The organism is Gymnodinialimonas ulvae (assembly GCF_037543845.1).
GTDB classification, from domain to species: domain Bacteria; phylum Pseudomonadota; class Alphaproteobacteria; order Rhodobacterales; family Rhodobacteraceae; genus Gymnodinialimonas; species Gymnodinialimonas ulvae.
In genome coordinates this window covers 1-3860 of sequence record NZ_JBBIFX010000009.1, presented here as the reverse complement: position 1 = coordinate 3860, position 3860 = coordinate 1, and the positions used below count along the sequence as shown (strand labels likewise).

At 52.0% G+C, this 3860-nt stretch carries 2 protein-coding genes; both read left to right on the top strand.

What is annotated here, in order from left to right; all coding sequences use genetic code 11:
- On the top strand, positions 1–1978 hold a 1978-nt coding region (locus V8J83_RS19030; protein ID WP_339988115.1), incomplete at its 5' end, for a calcium-binding protein.
- A gap of 632 nt (positions 1979–2610) precedes the next feature.
- A protein-coding gene (locus V8J83_RS19025) for an IS3 family transposase (RefSeq protein ID WP_339988114.1) occupies positions 2611–3722 on the top strand; the annotation gives its coding sequence in 2 pieces (ribosomal slippage) (positions 2611–2860 and positions 2860–3722; 1113 coding nt in all).
- Positions 3723–3860: the final 138 nt, after the last annotated feature.

Sequence of the window (3860 nt, the reverse complement as noted above, 5' to 3'; positions counted from 1 at the left end):
CATCGGCGTCGAAGGCGCCAACGGCGTGCTGGTGGAAGGCAACACCTTGCTGTGGAACCAGGACGCGGTCACGATCAAGGCCGACGGCGACACCTCCTTTGCGCCGCGCATCCGCCTGGAAGGGGTAAGCGACGGAACAATTTCTCAAAACATAACGACTCGAATTCTCTCTGATGAGGCAAATATTCTAGACGGTAATGAGATAATTTCTTATGACCCGGCCGATCCCAACTATGTTGGCGATCACTTCGTGAACGCGGCCAATGGCGGTGATATCGGCCCCAACGGCTGGCAATTGCTTCCCGGCAGCACACTTATTGGCGCCGGGGCGAGTGCTTCACAGCCTGGCGCGCTAACGACGGATGATGGAGGCGTACAGCCCGAACCTGATCCGCAGCCTGAACCTGTTCCTGAGCCAGTGTCGCCTGCAGGCGACGACCATTTGGTTTCATCACTTTGGCTTGATTTTGAAGGGAATATGAACGGTGCACCCATTGATAGCGATATTGTTCATGGCTTCGACTCTGATAGTATCGTCAATTTAAGTGGTTCGAACTACTATCAAATCCGTGACAGCAGCCCATTGACTATTGATTTGCAGATCGAACAGGATACTCAGTTAGATGGTTTCAAATTTTCTATGGATCTCTTTCTTTCTGATGCGGGTCGAAATGGTCGTCTTGTAAGTGTTTCAGAGATATTTGAAGCGAAAGTTAACTCTAACGGAGCGATTGCGCTTCAGTTCTGGACTTCCGATGGGAGTTATTCAGTGCGAAGCGAGCCGAATACCGTTGTGGGAGGATCAGTTCGTTCTCTCAGCTTTGAATATCAAGAAAACCTAGGTCTATTTACAATGCATTCAGACGGCAACATAGTAGCATCGGTCGTAGCCACAGGCTCAATTGCTCTGAACGATGGTGATCTATTAACGATAGGTTCGGCATTTGGCAATGTTGTGGAAGCATTGGTAGACAACGTTTCCCTCACGTTTGCCGCTCATGATGATCCGCTTGGCGACGCGGGTACTCCCGTTGCGCCGGAAGAGACAGACCCATCCTCACCTGGAGCGGGAGGTTCTCCCGCCGATGCTTATGTTCAGATTATTGGAAGCGCTGATGATGATTTGGAGTTTGGATTTGACTCGCCGGATTTCATGGAGGGCTTCGGTGGGAATGATGTCTTGATTGGTGAAGGTGGTGATGATCACGTTGTCGGTGGCGATGGAGATGACACCCTGCTTGGAAGTGGGGGCAATGATAGTCTCAACGGTGGAGACGGTTCTGACGTCATTGATGGAGGAGATGGTGCAGATAGTGCATATGGTGGCGCTGGCGCTGACACAATTCTTGGCTACGACGGCGATGATGGTCTCGAAGGAGGCGCCGGAAACGATTTTATAGTTGGGGGCGATGGTGCAGATTTAATCGGCGGTGACTTGGGCGATGATCTTTTGCACGGACAAAATGGTGATGACTTGCTCGTAGGAGGGGTTGGGAATGATACACTTTTTGGCGAGAACGGCGCTGATGTTATGGATGGTGGCGCGGGCGCGGACCTTTTGATTGGAGGCGCAAACAATGATCTTCTCGATGGCGGTTCTGGTGCCGACGAGTTGATCGGTGGTTGGGGTTCTGACACGCTCAGCGGTGGGGAAGGTAACGACACGCTTAACAGTGGCGCTGGTGCGGACAACCTCATTGGAGGCCTTGGAGACGACGCTTTCTACTTCGATAGTTTCGATGGTCAACTTGACCAAGTGACGGACTTCACAGTCGGTGCGGATAAATTGGTCTTCAACCAAAATGGTTTTGATGGACAATATCAGGGGATAGAGCTAATGCCATATGCCAATGGCTCGGCAACAGTTGTGCGTTTTCTCGATGATTTGAACATCGTTGATACCTCCCTTGGTGGAATTGTATTGGCAGAGGTGGAATATGGAACTTTTGGCCAGTCTGACTATATCGAGTTCTTCTAATCTGAACTGTAGGTATAGAGATTAGGATTGGTTTTTGCTCCGCCGCAGTGTCGACCACTTTCCTAAGTTATCATATTTTGTCTCGTGATTTTAGGTGGTTAATAGCCTGCTACCAGTTTCGGAAAAACCCTTTCTGAGTGTTTACGAAACGAGTAGCAGGCCATACTATCGTTTTACTGAGATGACTTTTCGCTATCGTCCATGTTATTATCGATAGGTGGGCCAAAAATGGAACGAAGAGACTTCATGAGACTACTTTTCGACAACTACTTTATAGTAGGTTCTTTATTGTACAACGTTCTTTCTTTTATCGTAAGTATGTTTACGCTGGAGCGCAATCGTTCATGTAGAACAGTGTACGGTACACCACTGGACCAGCTCAACGTCCGCAATAAGTCTTCATAGTTTATAGCAGAAAAAGCCCTCACCTCTCTATTGCGCTCAGCTGTGTCCAACGCGACCTGCGCGACAATTTGAAAGGCCAATTCTGGAGCCATTTGTGCCTCTTAGCAACTCTATGTTTCACCTACATTCAAGGCAACCGAGGTTAATATATGCCTAACAGATTGACCTGCTCCCCTGAAAAGTCCGCGCTTTGAAGTTAGTCTGTCCTTCAACTGAGGAGACAGACGATGAGAAAGAGCCGTTTCAGCGAAGAGCAGATCATTGGCATTTTGAAGGAGCGCCAGGCGGGTCTTGGTGCGAAGAAGCTCTGCCGCAAGCATGGGATCAGTGACGCGACATTCTACAAGTGGAGGTCGAAGTATGGCGGCATGGGAGTGTCGGACGCCAAGAAGTTGAAGTCCCTTGTGGCTGAAAACGCCAAGCTGAAGAAACTGCTGGCTGAGCAGATGATGGATGTGTCGACACTGAAGGAGATGCTGGGAAAAAGCTTCTGAGGCCCGGTTCGAGGCGAAGAGCTGTGGACTGGGCCACGAAGGAAAAGAGCTACACGCAACAGCGGGCCTGCACCCTCGCCGGGATCGATCCGCGCGTCTATTGGCGCCAACTGGATAGGCCGGAGGACACGGATCTGCGTGCGCGGCTGCGCGAGCTGTCGTCTGAACGACGTCGGTTTGGCTATCGACGGCTGGACATCCTATTGAGGCGCGAGGGTTGGGCCGTGAACTGGAAGAGACTCTCCAGGATCTACAAGGAAGAGGGGCTCACCGTGCGCAAGCGGGGCGGCGGGAAAAGAGCTCTCTGCACCAGGGCGCCCATGGCGATCCCGCAGGGACCGAACCAGCGATGGAGCCTTGACTTTGTGTCTGACAGTTTGTCCTGCGGTCGTCGGTCCCGCATCTTGAACGTGATCGACGACTTCAGCAGGGAATGTCTGGCGGCCGTCGTCGCCACATCACTGTCTGGCATCCGTGTCGCCCGCGAACTGGAACGGATCGCCGAGATGAGGGGATACCCGTGCATGGTGGTCTCAGACAATGGAAGGGAGCTCACCTCGAACGCGATCCTGAAGTGGCAAGAAGACCGCAAAGTCGAGTGGCACTACATAGCCCCGGGCAAACTCATGCAGAATGGGTTCGTTGAATCGTTCAATGGTCGAATGCGCGATGAACTTCTGAACGAGCACCTGTTCGACACCCTGCGCCATGCCCGCAATTTGGTGGCGGCATGGCGCACCGACGTCAACCACCACCGCCCGCACTCCAGCCTCGCTGGCCTGACACCGTGGGAGTATGCTAATCGGTCAGAGAAAGACCAAAACCTGAACAGAGCTAACTCATAAACGAGGACTCCAAGGTGGAGTAGCCCCCTGAAAGTGGTGCACCAACTGGGATAGATTGTCCCGCAAATTGGAGGATCAGCGATGGCTGGGAAACGAGAAAAGCCCGAAGAGATCGTATCGAAGCTTCGGCAGGTTGAA